The organism is Streptomyces sp. NBC_01244 (genome assembly GCF_035987325.1).
Taxonomy (GTDB): domain Bacteria; phylum Actinomycetota; class Actinomycetes; order Streptomycetales; family Streptomycetaceae; genus Streptomyces.
Map to the genome: position 1 here is coordinate 8,887,324 of NZ_CP108488.1, position 18,585 is coordinate 8,905,908.

Consider the following 18,585-nt stretch of genomic DNA (forward strand, 5'->3'; position numbering starts at 1 on the left):
CGCGACGTACTTCCTACCCCACCCCGGAGACGGCTTCCCAATGAGCGACATCATCAATGGACTTGGCCGCACCACCGCATTCGGCGGTGTCGGCCTGGTGCTGCTCATCCTCGGCATCGTCCTGGTGGACGTGCTGACCCCCGGCAAGCTGCCGAAGCAGATCTGGGAAGAGCGCAACCGGAACGCCTCCGTGATGCTCTCCTCGGCGCTGCTCGGCATCGGCGGCATCGTCTTCACCTCGATCTGGACCACGTACGACAGCTTCGGCAAGGGCCTGCTCTCCACGGCGGCGTTCGGACTCCTCGGCCTGGTCCTGATGGCCGTGGCCTTCCTGGTGCTGGACCTGGTGACCCCGGGCAAGCTAGGCGCCATCGTGGTCGACCCCGAGCCGCACCCCGCCGTGTGGGTGACCGCCTCCTGCAACCTCGCGGTCGCCGCGATCGTGGCCGCCTCGATCGCCTGACGGCCCGCGCACGCGTACGCGTACGCACCAACCACACGAGAGCGCCGCTCCCCTCGGGGAGCGGCGCTCTCGTTTCGTACGGGTGCTCCGGCCGCCGCTCTACGCCAGCCCCAGTGCGAACACCGCGAACCCGGCCGCCAGCAGGCCCGCCACGGTGCGGCGCACCGCCGTGGACCGCGTCAGGCCTGCTGGAGGCCGCTCGAAGCGGCGGGCGTAGCGGGCGATGGCCACCAGCAGCGCCGCGAACACCGGCATCCATGCCAGCCGCGCCACGATCCACCCCACACTGTCCGGCGCCGTCGTCAGCCCGGCCAGGGCGCCCGCGAACGACCCCGGTACGGCGGCCGTCAGCATCGCCGTCTGGTGCCAGCACAGGATCGTCATCGCGCACAGGTTGATCACGACCACCGGGGCCCACAGCACCGGCCGGGCCAGCAGCCGGGCCAGCCGGTCCCGCAGCAGGATCGCGGCGCCCGACTGGACCGAGGCCAGGGCCAGTACCAGCAGCGACGGCGGATGCGAGTTGGTCCGGGCCTCACCCGGCACACCGACCATCGACGCCGGGTAGTGGAAGACCATCAGCAGGGCCGCGAACAGCGCGCCCCCGCCCGCCAGCAGCAGCAGGCCCCCGCGCCGCCCGATCCGGCCCTCGCCCCAGTCCACGCCGAGCTGGTACGCGAACAGCCAGCCCGGCAGGATGTTCACCAGCGCCACCCACCCGGGCACCGAGTCCGCGAAGGGCCCGTAGCGCAGGAAGTCCACGACGGCCACCGAGGCGAGCAGTGGGGCCGCCGCCCAGCCGCCGAAGCGGTGCGCGGCGCGCACGCAGTACGGGGTCAGCGCGGTGACCACCACGTACACCCCGACGAACCACAGCGGCTGGATCACCAGCTTCGCCCCGGTCCGCAGGGTGGCCTCGGGCACTCCGGCCGCGTACAGCACGGGCGCGGCCAGCGCCCACACCGCCGTGACCCCGAGCACCGGCCGCCCCAGCCGGGCGATCCGGCCCTTCAGCCAGGCCCCGGCCGATCCGGTGTGCCGCCGGAAGGAGAGCGCCGCGGCGTAGCCGCCGACGAGGAAGAAGACGCCGAGCATCTGCAGCACCCAACTGGCCGGGGCCAGGCCGCCGAAGGCGGAGAGGGGGCTGGCGTTGTGCAGGGCCCCGTCGGCGTCGAGGGTGAACCCGCCGAGCAGCCAGTGCCCGGTCGGAACGGCCAGCAGGGCCAGCGCCCGCAGCCCGTCGATCGCCCGGTCCCGGTGGGCGGGGGTCTTCGCATCGATCCGGCCGGCGGCCGCCCGGGCCCTGGTGAGGATGGACGGCGTGGTCGCCGTCGCGGTCATGGTCGCGCTCATCGGGCCGCTCCCGTCGCGATCGCGGCGAAGGCCTTCAGGGAGCGGGTGCCGGGAGTGAAGTAGCCGGTGTGGCCCGCCACGTCGGCGGCGTCGATCCGGCGGGCGCCGAAGGCGGCCGAGGTGGGATCGGCGCCGTGGCCGAGCCCGGCGAACTCCACGTTGGGCACGTCGGAGATCCAGTCGGAGGGCCCGCGCGCCGCCCATACGCGGGCGCCGGTGCGCAGGCCCTCGACGCTGCCGGACCGCATCCCCGGTGAGCCGAAGGCGACGATGTCGGTGGCGTCCGTGTGCCGGGCCGCCAGCCCGCAGACCACCGAGCCGTAGCTGTGGCAGAACAGCACCGGATCGGGTGCGCCGACCGCGTCGAGCCCCTCGGTGAACCGGGCGAGGCGGACCGCGCCCGCCTGCGCCAGCCGCCCGCGGGCCGTGTCCAGCCCCACCCCGACGGGGGTGGTGTAGCCGGTCCAGGCGATGACGGCGACGCCCTCCCCGGTCGCGGACCACAAGGCGCGGGCCATGCCCGCCGGGCCGGTGTGGGCGGCCCGCGGGCGGTCGTAGGTGGTGGCGTCGTTGTCCGAGCCCGGCACGATCACCGAGACGTGCGCGGCCCGCCCCAGGTCGCCGAAGACCTCGGCGACGGTGCCCCGACCGCGCGGGTCGAAGGCCAGGATCTGCCGGCCGGGCGCGGCCAGCGAAGCGAAGCGGGGCTCGCCGGTCGCCGTCACGGCCAGCCGGTTGGCCTCGTACCTGAGGGGGAGCGGAGCCCCGTCCAGATGGCCCACCACCAGCGGGTGGGCCCGTACGAGGTCCCGTGCCCGGGACCCGTCCAGCCCGGCGAAGAACCGCGCGACCTCCAAGGGCGTGGCCCGCGCCGGGTCCGGCAGCGGCTGCCCGGACATCGTGTCGGCCCGCCAGGCGGCGGCGCCCGGCGGCGGGCCGGTGACCGCGGACAGGGCGTCCGCGGAGGCCCATCCCGCGGTGCCGGCGACGACGGTCGCCGCCAGTGCGGCCGTGACCAGTGTCTTTGCGAAGCGGCGCATGCCCCTTCTCCTCTCCTCGTGACGAGGAGGAAGGTAAGAAGGAGGTGGCGAAGCGGGCGTCGCACCGTGGAGCCAAATCCGATGTCATACCCGGGTAGGGGGTGGAGGAGAAGATCCTCCCGGCGGGCCGGGATCCGGGATCCGGGGTCCGGGGCCGGGCGGGTCAGGCCGTCTCCTCGCTCAGGCCGTCGTGTCGCCCGGCCGAACCAGCCCGGCCTCGTAGGCGAAGATCACGGCCTGGGCCCGGTCGCGCAGGTCCAGTTTCCCCAGCACCCGCCCGATGTGCGTCTTGACCGTCTGCTCGGCGACCACCAGATGACCGGCGATCTCCTGGTTCGACAGCCCGCGCGCGATCAGTTCCAGGACCTCGGTCTCCCGCGGGGTCAGCCCGTTCAGCCGCAGCGCGGGATCGCGGCGCGGCACGGGCCGCCGCTCGACGAAGTCCGCGATCAGCCGCCGGGTCACCGACGGAGCCAGCAGCGCCTCGCCCGAGGCGACCACCCGTACCGCCGCGATCAGATCCGCCGGCGGGGCGTCCTTCAGCAGGAAGCCGGAGGCCCCCGCGCGCAGGGCCTCGTACACGTAGTCGTCGATGTCGAAGGTGGTCAGCATCAGCACCTTCGGCCGGTGCACCACCCCCGGCGGGGGATCGAGGAGCTCGCGGGCGGCGCTGAGCCCGTCCATCTCCGGCATCCGGACGTCCATCAGCACCACGTCGGGGTGGACGGTGCGGGAGACCTGGATCCCCTGGCGTCCGTCGGGCGCCTCACCCACCACGTCGATGTCGGCCTGCGCCGACAACAGCGCGGCGAAACCCGCCCGCACCATGGCCTGGTCGTCGACGATGATCACGCGGATGGTCAACTTGGTTCCTCGGGAGCGGTGTTGATGGGCATGCGGGCGGCGACCCGGAAACCGCCGTCGGGCAGCGGACCGGTGTCCAGCGTCCCGCCCGTCAACCGTACGCGCTCCCGCATCCCCACCAGACCGTGCCCGGTGCCCGAGGTCTCCACCGCCACCACCGCGTCCCGCGCCGGGCCGTTGACCACCAGCACGAGGAGCTCCTCCTCGTCGAAGGTCACCGAGACCCGCGTCGAAGCACCCGGCGCGTGCCGCACCACATTGGCCAGCGCCTCCTGGACGATCCGGTACGCCGACAGGTCCACGGCCGGCGGCGCCGCCCCGGCCGCGCCCGCGGCCAGCGCCAACTCCACCGGCTGCCCGGCCCGTACGGTCGCCTCCACCAGCTGCTGCAACCGGCCGAGCCCCGGCTGCGGGGTCCGGTCGGCGCCGTTCGCCTCGTCGCCGCGCAGCACCGTCAGCAGCCGCCGCATCTCGCCCAGCGATTCGCGCGCGCTCGACGCGATCGCCGCGAACTCCTCTCGGACCGGCTCCGCCATGCCGGGCAGCCGGTACGGCGCCGAATCCGCCTGGACCGTGATCACCGACATGTGGTGGGCCACCACGTCGTGCAACTCCCGTGCGATCCGGGCCCGTTCCTCCAGCAGGGTGCGCCGGGCCCGCTCGGCCTCGCTGATGCTCTCCTGCTCGGCGATCTTCTGGCGGGCATCGCCCAGCCCGCGCAGTGCTCCCGTCAGTGCGAGCACCACCCCGGACAGGACGAACAGCAGGGCGACGGTGTTGGTCACCCCGTCCGGCTGGAAGGCGCTCAGCAGCGCCCCGGTCACCCCGGTCGCCAGCCACACCCCGACCAGGGTCCGGATGGACTCGCGCAGGCCCAGGCAGGCCATCAGCACCAGGTAGCCGATGATCACCATCGGGGTCCAGGGCCAGGCGTGCCCCGCCACCCGGTCGGCCTGGGTCAGCACGGCGGCCCCGGCCGTGTCCGCGAGCAGCACCATCCCCCAGGCGGGCAGCGGCCGGGTCACGGCGAGCAGCAGCGGCAGGGTCTGGGCCACGCCCAGCGCCCCGGCCCAGCCGCCGCCCGCCTTGTAGTCGTTGGTCAGCACCGCGATCGTCACCGGCAGCAGCGACATCACGCACACGGCGGTCACGGCGTACGGCAGCATCCGCTGCCAGGCCTTGGGCGCCTGCGCGAGCAGCGGTTCGGCGGCCCGCGCGGGGGTACGCAGCGCCACCGCGAACTGCCCTGGCCGGGCGCGGGAGGCGTCCGGGTCCACCGGCCCGGACCGGGGCGGCGATCCGGGCCGGGACCCGGAGGGGGATCCGGACGGGGATCCGGACGGGGATCCCTGCGGCGGTCCGGACGGGGACCGGGATCCGGGCCGGGCTCGGAAGAGGGATCGGAATCGGGATCTGGCTCGCTCGCTCATGATCGGTCCAGCGTATGCGTCCGCGGCCCGCCGCAGCCGCTCGTCGTAGACTGCGGCCGTCGTGGACGATCACTGAAGGGTGATCACCGAACGGCGATCACCGAACGGCGGGGAGCGGGTACGCATGGGCGGGGCGGCCGCGCTCGAGAAGCTGATACCGGTGGCGCTGGCCTTCGGCGCGGGCGTGTTCCTCGCGCGCCGCAAGGTGGTCCCCGCGGAGGCCTCCAAGGCCTTCGCCGACTACGCCTTCCTCTTCGCGGTCCCGTGCTACCTGTTCGGCAACATCTACGCCGCGGACCTCGCCGCCCTCTTCGACTGGCGGGCCATCGGCGGCTACGCGGCGGCCGCCGCCCTCGCGGTCGCGGCCGTCGCCGCCGCCTCGGCGGCAGCCGGACTGCGCGACCCCCGGGCCGTGGCGCTGCGCGTGATGGCCGGGGTCCAGGTCAACACCGCCTACTTCGCCGTCCCCGTGTTCATCACCTTCTTCGGCACGGCGGCGCCGATCTTCCCGGTGCTGCTCTTCCAGGTCTGCGTGCTGTCGCTCGTCGTCATCGCCATCATGGAACTGGGCCGCACCGGCCCCGGCTCGGGCGGCGGCCCCGCCCGGCGCCTGGGCCGCGCCGTCAGTGCCTCGCTCGTCACCCCGCTGGTCCTGGCCTGCAACGCGGGGATCCTGCTCAACCTGCTCTCCGTGCACGTCCCGGAGGTGGTTCTCGACGGTGCCGCCTTCGTCGGCGACAGTGCCTCCCCGGTGGCCCTGTTCGCCCTCGGACTGCACCTCGGCGGCATCGGCCTCGACGTCCGTGGGACGACCCGCGAGGAGTTGGCGCTCATCGGCTTCAAGTGCGTGGCCTTCCCGCTGCTGGCCTGGGCGGTGTGCGGGGCGCTGTTCGGGGTCCGGGGCGAGTGGCTCACGTACCTCGTGCTGATCGCCGCGATGCCGACGCCCCAGAACCTGTTCATCTTCGCCCAGCGCTACGACGTGGGCGTGGACCTCTCCGCCGCCGTCGTGATCAAGAGTTCCCTGGTCGCCCTCCTGCTGCTGCCCCTCTGGCTGCAGACGCTCTCCCCGTGACCTGGGCGGTCTTCGTTCCCCGGGCGGGCTCCGCTCGTTGAGCGGGTATGGAGCTCCCGACGATCGCGGCGCCCGGCGTCGGTGAACAGGCCGACGCCGTGGCCGATGCCGCCTGCCACCTCTACGACACCCTCGCGCCCTGGGGGCGGACCGCACCCGGCGGGTGGAGCCGGGGCGCCGCCGAGGACGCCGCCGAGGCCATCGAGACGGCCGCGCACGCCCTCGCGTACGCCCATCCGCGGGCCGAGGTCATCCTCGGGCCCGTGCACACCGCCCTCGCGGACCTGCGCCGGCAGCTCGGCCTCGCGCCCGCCGAACCGCTGAGCGCGCAGGGCCTGCCGGCGACCCCCCGTACGGTGGGCAACCCGCGCCGCACCCGCTGGGTGCGGGTGCTCACGCCACCCGCGCCCCGGCGAGAGCCTTCTCGTACAACTTCCTGATGTCGGCGCCGAAGTAGGAGCTGTAGGAGGTGTCGGGGGTGTCCCCGCCCGTCTTCCAGCCGCCGATCACCCCGACCACGTCGCCGGTCTCGGTCCGCTCGTCGAAGCCGGTCAGGAACGGGCCGCCGCTGGTGCCGCCCGGGTAGCCGGTGCAGTCGATCCGCAGGAACGATCCGGGGATCCCCGGATCGGTGCTGGTGAACTTGGTGGTCCGGTTCACGCACAGCCGGGGCCGGGCGGCGGAAGCCGGATAGCCGATCAGCGAGACCTTCTTGTGCGCGTACGTGGCGCCGGTGACCAGGCGGTTGCCGCCCACCACGTCCTCCACGGGGAAGCCGTCGGCGTCCGGGCCGACCTGGGCGAAGGCCACGTCGAGGGCTGCGCCCTTGTCCGCGCCGAGCTGCCGGTAGCGCGGGTCGATCCAGACCTTGGAGCGGCCGGCCGCGTCGCGCAGGACCGGGAACATCCCGTACGGCTGGGGGTTCTGGGCCGTGTACTGCGGTACGAAGGCCACCTGCCGGGCGTCCGTCCCGAGCAGGCAGTGCGCCGCGCTGAGCACCAGGTCGCGGCCGGGGGAGGCGACCACGCTCGCGGTGCAGAAGTACGCCCCGCCGCCCTTCATGACGAACATCCGGCCGACGACCGGGATGCCGTCGAAGTCCCGGCCGGTCCCGTCCACCGCCGCCGGGGCGCCGCCCCGGCTGATGGGGACCGCGGACGCCATCCGGTCGGGGGTCCAGAACGACTCCGCCTCCCGGGCCGACCACCGGTCGGTGGCGGGGGCCTGCGCCGGGGCCTGCGCCGGGGCGGTGCCGGCCTCGGCCTCGGGCAGGGGCCCGCCGGGCAGCAGCAGGGCGGCCGTGGCCGCCGCCACCGTCAACGTACGTCGCATGTCCGTCTCCTTCTTCGGGGATGGGCAGGGAGGGTTATACGGCTTGGGGGAAGCGCAGCAGCCGGTCCGGGTCGTAGCGGCGGCGGACCTCTTCGAGGCGGGCCAGGTTCGGCCCGTAGTAGGCCTCGCGCCAGCCGGTCAGCTTCGGATCGGCGTAGTTCTGGTACGCGGCTCCGCCCGCCCAGGGCCGCAGGTCCTGCCAGAGCGCGTCCAGCCAGCCCTGGTGCCGGCCGATGACGGCGGCCGGAGCAGAACCGGGCCAGTAGACGAGGTACTGGGCGAGGAACCCCGCCGAACGGTGCGCGAAGGCGGTGGCCCGCGCCGGGATCCGGTTGAGGGCTCCGCCGCAGACCCCGTCGAACTGCACCACGCCGAACCCGCCGCGCGGCACGCTCCCGGCGTAGCGCCGCAGGGCGGCCAGTACCGCCGAGGCGGCCGGTCCGCTCAGCCCGTCCGGGTCCCAGAAATCGGACCGGGCGGCGTAGGAGTCGCGGCCGAGCCGCCCCAGGGGATCGCGTCCCGGCAGGGTGCCCGGCAGGCGGCACTCGGCGGGGTTCCGGTCCAGGCAGCCGGCCATCGCCCGGACGGTGTCCGCGTAACCGCGCACGACGGTCCACGCGTCCCGGGGCGGACCGCCCACCAGGTCGGACAGCCGGGTCAGTTGCCGCTCCAGCTCCGTCGGCCCGCCGTCCAGGCAGAGCACCCGCAGGGCCGGGGCGCCCAACGGGCCGCCGTCCACGGTGAACTCGACCTGGCTCCAGAACGGATCGGGCAGCGCCCGGAGCCAGCGCTGCCACCCGCGCAGGACGGCGGGGGAGTCGGCGGCGGACCAGCGCAGTTCCGCGAAGGCGCAGTCGGAGACCGGGTGGGTGCGGAAGCGGAACCCGGTGACCACCCCGAAGTTGCCGCCCCCGCCGCCGCGCAGGGCCCAGAACAGATCGGGCTCGCGGTCGGCGCCGACCTCGCGGACCGTCCCGTCGGGGGTCACGACGGTCACCCCGGTGAGCCGGTCGCAGGCGGCGCCCCAGGAGCGGGAGGAGAGGCCCAGCCCGCCGCCGAGGGTGAGACCGGCGATGCCGACGGAAGGGCACAGCCCCGTCGGGACGGCCACGCCCCGCGCGGCGAGGACGGAGTTCACCTCCCCGAGCCGGGCGCCCGCACCGATCCGGACCCCGGTCCCGGACTCCGCGGCCACCTCCGCCATGGCGCCCGTGTCGATGACGAGTCCGGCCTCACGGGTGGACCAGCCCGCGTAGCCGTGGCCGCCGCCGCGCGGCACCACGGGGACGGCCGAGCGCCGGGCGAAGTCCAGACAGGCGGTCACGTCCCCCGGGTGCGCGGGGTAGGCCACCGCGCCCGGCCGGACCGTGTCGTAGCGGGGCTGGAACAACTGCCGGGCCTCGTCGTAGTCCCGGTCGCCCGCCGTCACCACCCGGCCGTCGAGGGCCCGGGCCAACGCCCCGTAGTCCGGGTCCGCGCGGCGGGTCGTCGTACGGGTGGTCGTACGGGTCGTCGTGCGGGCCGCCGCAGGGGCAGTCGAGCCGATCGGGGCGAGGACGCCCGCGGCGGCTCCCGCGAGCACCTGGCGGCGGTGGAGGGTCATCCCTCCTTCCTGCCACCGCCCGGCCCGTTCGGGGCGAAGGCGGGCCCACGGGGGCGGGCTTGCCCCCCGAACGGCCCATGCCGGGGCGGCCCCGGAGGCTTCGAGCCGGGCCGCCGGCCGGGCCCTGACGGGAACGGCGCCGCTCCGTCGGCGGTCAGCCCGCCCGCGGTCAGCCCGCCCGGCGGGCCAGCAGGAAGCCCTGCGGGGACTTCTCCGTGGCGTCCGGTTCCCGGATCAGGCGGGCCGTCTCGGCCAGGCCCGCTCCGGCCAGCAGCTCGCTGACCTGCTCGGGCGGTGTCCAGTACACGTCGAGGTCGACCGGATGCCCGTACGCGTGGTCCAGCCGGAGCTGCCGGTCGCCCGCCTTGAACGCGATCAGCAGGTACCCGCCCGGCGCCAGCACCCGGGCGAACTCGGCGAACAGCACGGGGAGCCCGGAGGGCGGGGTGTGGACCGTGGAGTACCAGGCCAGCACCCCGCCGAGGACCCCGTCCGCGATGTCCAGCGCGGCCATCGAGCCGACCTCGAAGCGCAGCCCCGGATACGTCCGGCGGGCCACCGCCACCATCGCGGGGGACAGATCGACCCCGAAGGCCCGTACCCCCAGGCCGTCCAGGTGCGCGGTCACCCGGCCCGGGCCGCACCCCAGGTCCGCGACCGCCCGGCCGGCGCCGGGCCCGTCCCCGCGCACGCACTCGGCGAAGGCGGCCAGCATGGCCCGGTCCAGCGGTTTGCCCTCCAGCTCTCCGGTCAGCAGCGCGGCGTAGTCGGCGGCGACGGCGTCGTAGGACGACCGGACGGAGTTCAAGCGCGAAGTCGATGCCATGCCCCCGGACAGTAGCCCGCCCGAGCCCGAACTCAGGCCCCGGTCAGCGGATTGTCCAGCTCGGCCCACTGATCGCCCGGGACCCCCGGGCTCAGCCGCATCAGGGTCAGCGCCTTGGTCGGCAGCGGCCCGGTCAGCAGCGCCCGGGTGTCCGCGGTCGGGGGCAGGCCGGGCGCTGCCGCCGCCAGATCCACCGCGAGCGCGGCGGCCGAACCGGCCGTGGAGCCGAGCGCCCCCGCCACCAGCGACCCGAAGAGCTTGCGGCGCAGCAGGGTCACGTCGTCGGTGATCAGCCGGCCCGACAGCGGCGGCACCGACAGGCCGTGGCGGGCGAGGCGGGCCGGGCTGATCCGGATGTCGGCGAGGTCGCGGTACACGAGCCGCAGGGGGGCGCCGTCGGCGGACAGTACGACCAGCAGGTTCTGGCCGTGCGCCTCCAGGGCCACCCCGAGATCCAGGACCCGCAGGCACACCGACAGCGCGAGGCGGGCGAAACCGGCCCGCCAGACGTCGGAGCGCGCGTACGGGGTCAGCGCCAGGGCGGCCACGGGCAGGACGCGCTCGCCCGCGCCCCGGTCCGCGTACGCCTCGGGCGGCTCGCGGAGCACGGCGGCCAGGTCCGGGGTGCCAGCGGTGACGGCGCCCAGGGTGCGGGTGATGTGCAGGCGGCCGTCGAGCCGCTCGGACAGGCTCTGGGCGAAGGCGGAGACCGCGGCGGCCGTCTCGATGGAGTAGACGGAGATGTCCCGCACGGAGGAGGTGAGGCGGGTGCTGAGCGCGGTCTTCACGTGGGGTCCGCCGTCGGCGGGGGACAGGGTGCGCAGGGCCATCAACGGGTGCGCGGCGGGCCCGGGCCGCAGCTCGTGCCCGTACCCGTTGTGCTGCGCTTCCCCCTGTTTCACCACGTGCTCGGCCTGCCAGGGGTGGACCGGTACGAGGATCCGCCCGGCCTCCCGCCACCGGTCCGGCCAGGCACCGGTCACCCGGCACTCCGCCTCCCGTACGGCGGCCAGCCCGAGGGCGACCAGCGGCCGGTGCTCGGGTCCGTACGCGAGCTGCTCGGCCACGGTGAAACCGGGGCGGGAGCGGCAGTTGGGGTGGTACGGATGGCCGTCCACCACCCGCTGCTCCCATTCCCAGGCGGCGAGGTCCCAGGCGGTGAGGTCCCCGGCGTCCGGGCCGGCCGGCTGGCCGGCCCGGGACAGGGCGAGGGAGGCCGTGCTCTCGTCGAGCTCGGCGGCGAACTCCTCCCCGTACGGCAGCCCGAGCGCCGCCATCAGCGGGGCGGCCCGCCGGTAGGGGCGGCCGTCGAGCAGCAGCTCGGTCACGGGGGGCGCGGACGCGCGGGCCGCGCAGAAGGTCGTCGCGTACGGGTCGGGGAGGGGGCCCTCCAGCCGGGAGCCCGAGGCGAGCCGGAGCGCGAGCGACCCGGAACCCCGCTCCCGGTGGGTGATCCACGGCAGCGGCTCGTAGGCGAACGCCCGCCACAGCCGGGTCAGTACGGCGCCCCGCGCGCCGGGGAGCGCGGCCGCGTAGGCGGACCCGAGGCCGTCGGGGCGCGTGCCGGCGGGGCCGGTTTCGGACAGCCCGGCCAGTTCGGCGGCGACGGCCTCTTCGGCCGCGGTGGCGGGGAGGTGCATGCTGGGATCCAGGGCCCCGGTCCTCTCGGATGACGTGATGATCACTTCATCATCGCGGATACTGAAGATCACGGCCGGTGGTACGCCCCCGCGCACCTCCGGCGCTCTGGACGTACCGAATGGAATCCGTGGACCTCAACGCCACCGACAACGCCGCCGCCGACACCTACGCGGCCACCCCGCTCCTGAACTGTCTCCTGCGGGAGGCCGCCACACCGGCCCCGCTCGCCGGGTCAGGGGATTCCGAGGGGGACGGCTGGAGCGCGTACCGGCTGGCGGGCAGCGGACGGTCGCTGCGGGTGCGCGCGGGGCGCAGGCCCGAGCGGCCCGAGCTGGGGACCGGGGCCGGGTGGCATCCGCTCACCCATACCGAACTGGTCAAACTCGTCTCCGACGAACTGCGCCAGTACACCGGGGTGTCCAACGACGAGCTCCCGGTCGAGATCGCCGACAGCCGCGAGACCATCGCCGCGCTGCTGGCCGCCCGCGAGACCATGCCGCCGCCGGCGGACCCGTACGTCCGGTCCGAACAGTCCCTGGTCATGGGCCACCCCCACCACCCGGCGCCCAAGGCCCGGGGCGGCGGGCCGGCCAACGGCTGGCTGCCCTACGCCCCCGAGGCCTACGCCCGTTTCCCGCTGGCCTTCCTGGGAGTGCGCGAGGACCAGATGGCCGAGGAGGGCGGGCCGGCCGCGGCCGCCGCGGTCGATTCGCTCGCGGAGACGCTGGGCGGGCCGCGCGCGCCGGCCGGCTACCGGCTGCTGCCCGCCCACCCCTGGCAGATCGACCTGGTCGCGGGCAGGCCCGCCGTCCGCGAGGCGCTCGCGGACGGGAGGCTGCTGTCGCTGGGAACCGGGCGGGTGCCGGTCTGGCCGACCGCCTCGATCCGGACCCTGTACGTTCCCGGCGGCAGCGGCAGCGGCAGCGGCAGCGGCTCCGGCAGTGGCGGGGGCAGCGGTGGAGCAGGCGCGGACACAGGCGCCCGCGCCGCCGGCGACCTGTTCGTGAAGTTCAGCCTCGATGTGCGGATCACCAACGACGTGCGCCGGCTGTGGCGGCACGACCTGCTGAAACTGCGCCGCACGGACGCGGCGGTCGAGGCGGGCTTCGCGGAGCTGCGCCGGTCCGGGTCGGGTGCTGCCTGGCTGCCCGACCGGGGGTACCGGACGGCCGCCTTCGCCTTCGAGGAGCTCGCCGTACTGGTCCGCGACGGCCTGGCGGCGCACGCGGAGCCCGGGGTCACGCCCCTGCTGGCGGCCGCGCTGGCGGAGGGCTATCCGGGCAGCCCGCTGGCGGGGACGGCCGACCCGGCCGGGTGGTGGCGGGCGTACCTGCGCCAGGTGGTGCCGCCCGTGCTGCACCTCTTCGCCCGGCACGGAGTGGTCCTGGAAGCGCACCTCCAGAACACCCTGGTCGCCGTTGACGCCCAGGGCGTGCCCGCGCAGGCCCTCTTCCGGGACGCGGAGGGCGTGAAGCTCCTCCCGGACCTGGACCGGGAGGCCGCCTGGCAGCGCCTCGTCTACTGCCTGGTGGTCAACCACCTGACCGAGGTGGCGGGCGCGCTCGCGCAGAGCCACCCGGAGGCGGCCGGCGACCTGTGGCCCGCCGCGCGCGCGGAGTTCCGGCGCTTCGGCGCCGACCACGACCTCCCCGAGGTCGCCGCCCTGCTGGCCGCCCGGGTCCTCCCGGCCAAGACCAACCTGTTGCTGCGCTGGACCCGCGCCGACGGCGCCGACTCCCGCTACCTGCCGCTTCCCAACCCGCTGAGGCCCTGAGGGAGCGTGTGGTTCCGGCCAAACAGGGTCCGGATACCGGATCCCCCCTCACTCACAGGTATAGACCAATGCTACGTTGGTCGAGCAGACCGCGCAGTCCTTGACCTCCCGTCAGAGGAGAAGCCATGCCCTCCCCTTCGCGGGGCGGCGGCCCGGCCGCCATGCCCAAGTACCAGCGGATCGCCGCAGCGTTGCGGCGCGAGCTCGACCTCACCGCACTCACCCCCGGCGCCCGGCTGCCCTCCGAGCGCACCCTCGCCGCCCGCTACGAGGTCAACCGGCAGACCATCCGGGCCGCCCTCCAGCACCTGAGGGAGGACGGCCTAGTGGTCACCGGCCGGCGCGGCACCCGCCCGGCGTTCCCGGCCGGCCATTCGGCCCCGGGCTCCGCCCCGGCCGCGGCTCGCGCCTCCGTGCCGGCGGCCCCGGCCGCCCCCGTACCGGCGGCCGCACCCGTGCATTCCGGGGGCTCTGCCCAGGCCTGGCTCACCCTCGTCACCCTGGCTCCGGCGCTCGCCGAGCAGCTCGGCATGCGCGGCGGGGAGCAGACCCTGGTCCACCACCACCGCGAGAGCGGCCCGACGGGCCAGACCCGGCGGCACGCGGTGACGTACCTCTGTCCCCGCACCGTCGTCCGGACCCCCGAACTGGCCCGCTACCGGGACCGCCTGGTGGCGGGCGTCCGCGACGAGGACCTGGGCCCCCTGCACCACTGGCTGGAGGGGGCCGCGCAGGCCGGCCGGGTGGCGGAGACCATCACCATGACCCGGACCAACTCGCCGCAGGCCGCCACCGCGGCCGGCGGGCTCTCCGTGCGCCGCACCCTGCACGACGCCTCCGGCCGGCTGCTCGCCGTCACCGATCTCGCCTTCCCCAGCTGGGACCGGCTGACCTTCGACCGCTCCCCGGCCGCCATCGGCTTCCGGGTGACATAGGCATGGGCGCGGTGACGTAGTGCCGTGACCGGCCGGGGTCTTCGTCCGCACCCGGCGTCACGTGCTCGTGTGGACGTCCCCGGTGGTGGTGGAGGTGATGACCGCCCGGCGGCCGAGGTCGCCCGGCGGGATCCCCGGGTGGTGGCCGCCCGGCCGGCCGGCCGTCGGGGACACCCCGAGGGCCAGGCGCGAGACGATCCGGTAGCGGTCGCCCCGGTACACGGAGTGCACGTACTCCACGGGCCGGCCGGTGGAGTCGGTGGTGAGCCGCTCGATGAGCAGGGCGGGGGAGAGTAGTGGGACGTCCAGCAGCCCCGCCTCCCCCTCGTTGACCACCGTCGGCTCGATGGACTGCTGGGCCTCGTGCACGTACACGCCGTGGTGGTCGCGCAGGTGCTCGTAGAGGTCTCCGGCCTCCAGCTCCGCCGGGGTCAGGGCCGGTACCAGATCGGCCGGGATGTGCAGGTGCTCGATCGCCATCGGAGCCCCGTCCACCAGCCGCAGCCGGGCGATGTAGAGCAGGCTCGCACCGGGGGAGATGCGCAGGCGGCGACCGATCCGGGCGCCCGCCTGGACGGTGGAGTGTTCCAGGATCCGGCTGGACCAGTGCCCGGCCGCCTGCCGCATCGCGAAGGCCGCTTCGTCGGCGGCCAGTTCCTGGGTGATCTTGGCGGGGGCGACGAACATCCCGCGCCCGTGCTCGCGTACGAGCAGCCCCGTGGCCACGAGCTCGTCCACCGCCGCGCGCAGGGTGGGACGGGAGACCTCCAGGGCGGCGCACAGGGTGCGTTCGGAGGGGATCGCGTCGCCGGGCCGCCGGATGTCGATGAGCCCCAGCAGGTGCTCGCGGACCCGTTCCCGCTTGAGTACGGATCCTGACGAGTCGGTTGCGTCCTTCGTCATGGCCCCGCCCCCTTTTCTCTATGCACCTATCCAACTGGTCATGTGCATCTAACCACTCGGGGAGGCTGGGGCGCGAGGAGTCCGTCGAAATCATTCGGGCCGTACGGGGTTGACGCCGCACTCGGGCCGTGTCACCTTCTAGCCACTCAGCTAACCAATTGGTCAGTTGGTCAACTCCTTGCCCTGCCGGTTGAGTTGACGGAACAGCCAGGTGAGGAACTTCCGAGACCGTGACCGAAGCCGTGACCGAAACCGCGCCCGATGCCGCCGTCGCCTCCCTCCGCCCCGACCTCGCGCTCGTCCCGCGCCCCGACTCGGTCACCGCCCTGCCCGGCCGCTTCACCCTGGACCACCGCACCGGACTGCGCGCCGGACCCGGCGCCGAGGCGGCGGCCGGCCTGCTGCGCGAACTGCTCACCCCCGCCACCGGGTTGCCGCTGGCCCCGGACCCCGAGGGGCGGATCGCCTTCCTCCTGACGCCCGGGGACACGGCTCCCGGGGAGCCCGGGGAGGAGCCCCTCGGCCCCGAGGGGTACGTCCTCACCGTCCGCCCCGACTCCGTCCTGCTGCGCGCCGCCCACCCCGAGGGTCTGCTCCACGGGGTGCAGACCCTGCGCCAGCTGCTGCCGCCCGAGGCGCTGGCCGCCGGGGGCGCGCGGCGACGTACCCCCGCCGCCGGCTGGTGGATGCCCTGCGTGCGGATCACCGACCGGCCGCGGTTCGCCTGGCGCGGAGCCCTGCTGGACGTGGCCCGCCATTTCCAGCCCGTGGCCTACGTACGCCGCTTCGTGGACCTGCTCGCGCTGCACAAGCTCAACGTCCTACACCTCCACCTCACCGACGACCAGGGCTGGCGGATGCCCGTCGCGGCGTACCCCAGGCTCACCGAGATCGGCGGCCGGCGTGCCCAGACCGCGGGTGACGGGACCCCGCACGAGGGCGCCTACACCCGCGCGGAGCTGGCCGGGCTCGTCGCCTACGCGGCCCGGCGCGGGGTGAGCGTCGTGCCCGAGATCGAGATGCCCGGGCACGCCCGCGCCGCCCTCGCCGCCTACCCCGAACTCGGCAACCGGCCCGGGGCCCGGCTGGACACGTGGACCCGCTGGGGGGTCTGCGAGAACGTCTTCGGGGTCCACGACGCCGTGCTCGACTTCTGCCGGGGCGTGCTGGACGAGGTCGCGGACGTGTTCCCCGGGCCCTACGTCCACCTCGGTGGCGACGAATGCCCGCGCGTGGAATGGGAACGCTCCCCGGCCGCCCGCGCCCGGGTCGCCGCGGAAGGGCTGGCCGGCCCCGGCGCGCTCCACGGCTGGTTCCTCGGCGAGGTCGCGGAACACCTGGCCGGGCTCGGCCGCCGCCCGCTCGGCTGGACCGGAACCGGCACCGAACTGCCCGCCTCCTTCACGGCCCTGGCCTGGCTCGACGCGGAACACGGGCGTGCCGCCGCCCTGCGCGGCCACGACGTGATCATGACCCCCTACCGCTCCACCTACCTCGACTACCCGCAGTCCGCCGACCCCGGCGAACCCCGCGGCCAGGACGGCGGCGTGCTCGACCTGCGCGGCGTCTACGACAACGACCCCGCCCCCGCGCACTGGGAACCCGAGGCCGCCCGCCGCGTCCTCGGCACCCAGGCCCAGCTGTGGACCGAGTACGCGCGCACCCCGGCCGAGCTCGAATACCTGGCCTTCCCCCGGCTGAGCGCCCTCGCCGACACCGCCTGGTCGGCGCACCGCGACTGGCCGGACTTCCTGCGCCGCCAAGGCCACCACCAGACCCGGCTCGCCGCCCTCGGCGTGCGCGGCCGATCCCTTCCCTCCCCCCACCCCGAGAGGAACACAGCATGAGCACCCCGACCCGTGCACCGAGCCACACGCCCCTCCGCAAGCGCCGTACGGCCCTGGCCCTGGCCGTAGCCCTGACCGCCGGTCTCGGCTCGGCCGCCCTGACGGCCCTGCCCGCCAACGCCGCGGCCGACTCCGTCAAGGTCCAGTACCGCACCAGCGCGAGCGGGGCCACCGCCGACCAGGCGGAGCCCTGGTTCAAGGTGGTCAACAACGGCACCAGCGCCGTCTCCCTGAGCCAGGTCAGCTTCCGCTACTACTTCAAGGCGGACAGCCCCAGCACCCAGTACCGGTACGCCTGTTCCTGGGCGGTCAAGGGCTGCGCCAACATCACCGGCACCTTCGGCACCCTCGCCACCCCGACGGCCACCGCCGACCGCTACCTGGAGATCACCTTCACCGGCGGCGCCGGCAGCCTCGCCCCGGGCGCCGACACCGGCGACATGCAGCTGCGCTTCCACCGTGCCGACTGGCAGACGCTGCGCCAGTCCGACGACTACTCCTTCGACGGGTCCCGCACCGCGTACGGCGACTGGGACAAGGTGACCGCCAAGCTGGGCACCGGCACCGTCTGGGGCACCGCACCCGGGGGCAACACCCCCGACCCGACGCCGACCGATCCCACCCCCAGCCCCACGCCCACCCCGACCGACCCGGGGCCGGCCGGAGCCACCCTCTTCGACGATTTCACGTACACCTCCTCCACGGACCCCGCGATAGGGGCCCACGGCTGGAGCGTGCGCTCCAACGGGGGCGGCCCCGGCGTCCCGGGCGCCACCTGGGCGCCGGAGAACGTCACCTTCGCGGCCGAGGGCGGCAATACGATCATGAACCTGGAGAGCTCGACGGCCGGCACCGGCGAGAGCACCAAGCACACCGAGATCCTCACCAAGACGATGAAGTTCAAGAACGGGACGTACGCGGCGCGGGTGAAGTTCTCCGACGCCCCGAAGTACGGCCCGGACGGGGACCACCTCGTGCAGACCTTCTTCCCCATCAACGACCTCAAGGCCCCGCTGGCCGACGACTACTCGGAGTACGACTTCGAGTACCTCCCCAACGGCGGCTGGGGCGAGCCCTCGAACATCCTCTACACCACGTCCTGGGAGACGTACCAGGCCGACCCGTGGGTGGCCGTCAACCAGCACACCGAGTCCCGGATGAGCTATGCGGGCTGGCACGACCTGGTGCTCACCATCGACAACAACGTCATCACCTACTACGTCGACGGCCAGGTCTTCGGCACGCACGACGCCAAGTACCTGCCCGAGCGGGGCATGTCGATCAACTTCAACCAGTGGCTGATCGACCTCAACGGGCAGCCGGGCTCGACTCCCCGCGCCTACGACCAGAAGGTGGACTACGTCCTCCACGTCAAGGACCAGGTCCTCACCCCGGCCCAGGTCGCGGCCAAGGTCGGCGGCTACCGGACCGCGGGAACGGCGTTCGTGGACAACGTCCCCAACAGCTGATCGGGCCGACCGCCGCGAACGGCGGCGCGC

The 18,585-nt window shown here is 74.6% G+C and carries 16 protein-coding genes; 7 read left to right on the forward strand and 9 right to left on the reverse strand.

The features are described from left to right. Positions 1-40 precede the first annotated feature (40 nt). Positions 41-463: a DUF350 domain-containing protein gene (locus OG247_RS39540; RefSeq protein ID WP_274551086.1), complete on the forward strand. Its 423-nt coding sequence runs from the start codon at positions 41-43 to the stop codon at positions 461-463. 99 nt (positions 464-562) lie between these two features. Here the strand turns inward: OG247_RS39540 and OG247_RS39545 are convergent, their stop codons facing one another. From OG247_RS39545 to OG247_RS39560, 4 genes are all read right to left on the reverse strand, one after another. Beyond that, positions 563-1,816, reverse strand: a complete 1,254-nt coding sequence (locus tag OG247_RS39545; RefSeq protein WP_442813533.1) for an acyltransferase family protein — start codon at positions 1,814-1,816, stop codon at positions 563-565. Further along, the gene (locus OG247_RS39550; RefSeq protein WP_327256788.1) at positions 1,813-2,856 is read right to left on the reverse strand and encodes an alpha/beta hydrolase; all 1,044 of its coding nucleotides are present in this window, start codon (positions 2,854-2,856) and stop codon (positions 1,813-1,815) included. The genes OG247_RS39545 and OG247_RS39550 overlap by 4 nt, the downstream gene beginning before the upstream one ends. A 180-nt stretch (positions 2,857-3,036) precedes the next feature. After that, positions 3,037-3,720, reverse strand: coding sequence for a response regulator transcription factor (locus OG247_RS39555; RefSeq protein ID WP_327256789.1), 684 nt, complete (start codon positions 3,718-3,720; stop codon positions 3,037-3,039). Continuing rightward, positions 3,717-4,955 carry a sensor histidine kinase gene (locus OG247_RS39560; RefSeq protein ID WP_327256790.1) on the reverse strand — a complete coding sequence of 413 codons (1,239 nt, stop codon included), beginning with the start codon at positions 4,953-4,955 and terminating at the stop codon, positions 3,717-3,719. The genes OG247_RS39555 and OG247_RS39560 overlap by 4 nt, the downstream gene beginning before the upstream one ends. Positions 4,956-5,229: 274 nt before the next feature. Between OG247_RS39560 and OG247_RS39565 the strand changes: the two genes are divergently transcribed. Both OG247_RS39565 and OG247_RS39570 read left to right on the forward strand, forming a co-directional pair. Then, positions 5,230-6,225 carry an AEC family transporter gene (locus OG247_RS39565; protein ID WP_327256791.1) on the forward strand — a complete coding sequence of 332 codons (996 nt, stop codon included), beginning with the start codon at positions 5,230-5,232 and terminating at the stop codon, positions 6,223-6,225. A 47-nt stretch (positions 6,226-6,272) separates the two neighbouring features. Further along, complete coding sequence (locus tag OG247_RS39570) at positions 6,273-6,665, forward strand: hypothetical protein (RefSeq protein ID WP_327256792.1); 393 nt, start codon at positions 6,273-6,275, stop codon at positions 6,663-6,665. On the opposite strand, the gene OG247_RS39575 is transcribed toward OG247_RS39570, so the two are convergent. From OG247_RS39575 to OG247_RS39590, 4 genes are all read right to left on the reverse strand, one after another. After that, positions 6,619-7,557, reverse strand: coding sequence for a S1 family peptidase (locus OG247_RS39575; RefSeq protein WP_327256793.1), 939 nt, complete (start codon positions 7,555-7,557; stop codon positions 6,619-6,621). The two genes, OG247_RS39570 and OG247_RS39575, sit on opposite strands and share 47 nt — an antisense overlap. Positions 7,558-7,591: 34 nt before the next feature. After that, on the reverse strand, positions 7,592-9,160 hold the full coding sequence (locus OG247_RS39580; protein ID WP_327256794.1) for an FAD-binding oxidoreductase: 1,569 nt from the start codon (positions 9,158-9,160) through the stop codon (positions 7,592-7,594). Between the two features lie 169 nt (positions 9,161-9,329). Continuing rightward, positions 9,330-9,986, reverse strand: a complete 657-nt coding sequence (locus tag OG247_RS39585; RefSeq protein WP_327256795.1) for a class I SAM-dependent methyltransferase — start codon at positions 9,984-9,986, stop codon at positions 9,330-9,332. A gap of 32 nt (positions 9,987-10,018) precedes the next feature. After that, positions 10,019-11,626 (reverse strand): IucA/IucC family protein, encoded by a 1,608-nt coding sequence (locus tag OG247_RS39590; RefSeq protein WP_327256796.1) that lies wholly within the window; start codon positions 11,624-11,626, stop codon positions 10,019-10,021. Between the two features lie 119 nt (positions 11,627-11,745). Between OG247_RS39590 and OG247_RS39595 the strand changes: the two genes are divergently transcribed. Both OG247_RS39595 and OG247_RS39600 read left to right on the forward strand, forming a co-directional pair. Next, the gene (locus OG247_RS39595) at positions 11,746-13,401 is read left to right on the forward strand and encodes an IucA/IucC family protein (RefSeq protein ID WP_327256797.1); all 1,656 of its coding nucleotides are present in this window, start codon (positions 11,746-11,748) and stop codon (positions 13,399-13,401) included. A 125-nt stretch (positions 13,402-13,526) separates the two neighbouring features. Then, positions 13,527-14,336, forward strand: a complete 810-nt coding sequence (locus tag OG247_RS39600; protein ID WP_327256798.1) for a winged helix-turn-helix domain-containing protein — start codon at positions 13,527-13,529, stop codon at positions 14,334-14,336. Between the two features lie 57 nt (positions 14,337-14,393). Here the strand turns inward: OG247_RS39600 and OG247_RS39605 are convergent, their stop codons facing one another. After that, on the reverse strand, positions 14,394-15,239 hold the full coding sequence (locus tag OG247_RS39605) for a GntR family transcriptional regulator (RefSeq protein ID WP_327256799.1): 846 nt from the start codon (positions 15,237-15,239) through the stop codon (positions 14,394-14,396). Positions 15,240-15,469: 230 nt separating this feature from the next. On the opposite strand from OG247_RS39605, the gene OG247_RS39610 reads away from it, so the two are divergent. Together OG247_RS39610 and OG247_RS39615 are read left to right on the forward strand one after the other, a co-directional pair. Beyond that, on the forward strand, positions 15,470-17,086 hold the full coding sequence (locus tag OG247_RS39610) for a beta-N-acetylhexosaminidase (RefSeq protein ID WP_327256800.1): 1,617 nt from the start codon (positions 15,470-15,472) through the stop codon (positions 17,084-17,086). Further along, a complete protein-coding gene (locus OG247_RS39615) occupies positions 17,083-18,555 on the forward strand; it encodes a cellulose binding domain-containing protein (protein ID WP_327256801.1) in 1,473 nt (490 codons plus the stop codon). Before OG247_RS39610 ends, OG247_RS39615 begins: the two co-directional genes overlap by 4 nt. The last annotated feature ends 30 nt before the right edge of the window (positions 18,556-18,585 follow it).

Excerpts from the sequence above, each read along its gene's own strand:
- OG247_RS39540 (WP_274551086.1), top strand. The coding sequence starts at position 41 with ATGAGCGACATCATCAATGGACTTGGCCGCACCACCGCATTCGGCGGT.
- OG247_RS39545 (WP_442813533.1), bottom strand. The coding sequence starts at position 1,816 with ATGAGCGCGACCATGACCGCGACGGCGACCACGCCGTCCATCCTCACC.
- OG247_RS39550 (WP_327256788.1), bottom strand. The coding sequence starts at position 2,856 with ATGCGCCGCTTCGCAAAGACACTGGTCACGGCCGCACTGGCGGCGACC.
- OG247_RS39570 (WP_327256792.1), top strand. The coding sequence starts at position 6,273 with ATGGAGCTCCCGACGATCGCGGCGCCCGGCGTCGGTGAACAGGCCGAC.
- OG247_RS39575 (WP_327256793.1), bottom strand. The coding sequence starts at position 7,557 with ATGCGACGTACGTTGACGGTGGCGGCGGCCACGGCCGCCCTGCTGCTG.
- OG247_RS39580 (WP_327256794.1), bottom strand. The coding sequence starts at position 9,160 with ATGACCCTCCACCGCCGCCAGGTGCTCGCGGGAGCCGCCGCGGGCGTC.
- OG247_RS39585 (WP_327256795.1), bottom strand. The coding sequence starts at position 9,986 with ATGGCATCGACTTCGCGCTTGAACTCCGTCCGGTCGTCCTACGACGCC.
- OG247_RS39590 (WP_327256796.1), bottom strand. The coding sequence starts at position 11,626 with ATGCACCTCCCCGCCACCGCGGCCGAAGAGGCCGTCGCCGCCGAACTG.
- OG247_RS39595 (WP_327256797.1), top strand. The coding sequence starts at position 11,746 with ATGGAATCCGTGGACCTCAACGCCACCGACAACGCCGCCGCCGACACC.
- OG247_RS39600 (WP_327256798.1), top strand. The coding sequence starts at position 13,527 with ATGCCCTCCCCTTCGCGGGGCGGCGGCCCGGCCGCCATGCCCAAGTAC.
- OG247_RS39605 (WP_327256799.1), bottom strand. The coding sequence starts at position 15,239 with ATGACGAAGGACGCAACCGACTCGTCAGGATCCGTACTCAAGCGGGAA.
- OG247_RS39615 (WP_327256801.1), top strand. The coding sequence starts at position 17,083 with ATGAGCACCCCGACCCGTGCACCGAGCCACACGCCCCTCCGCAAGCGC.